A 200-nucleotide genomic window follows, 5' to 3' on the forward strand; every position below is an offset into this window, starting at 1 on the left:
GCCCAGGCGCAGGCCCAGCGCCAGGCCGATGACGCCGCCCAGCCCGGTCAGCAGCAGGGCAACCAGGGCGCGCGCGGTAAAGCCGAGCGGCGGGGCGGCAGCCGCCACAAGATGGGGCAGCCCGCTGGCAACGACCACGCGCTGCAGCAGTTCGACCGGAACGGCAAAGCTGGCCAAGCCGAACAGCGCGGCAAACCACA

The 200-nt window shown here is 73.0% G+C and carries 1 pseudogene; it reads right to left on the reverse strand.

Annotated features, from left to right (window positions below):
* Positions 1 to 200: pseudogene (locus H926_RS33775) on the reverse strand (hypothetical protein); the annotation flags it as partial.

This window comes from Novosphingobium sp. B-7 (assembly GCF_000410615.1).
Classification (GTDB): domain Bacteria; phylum Pseudomonadota; class Alphaproteobacteria; order Sphingomonadales; family Sphingomonadaceae; genus Novosphingobium; species Novosphingobium capsulatum.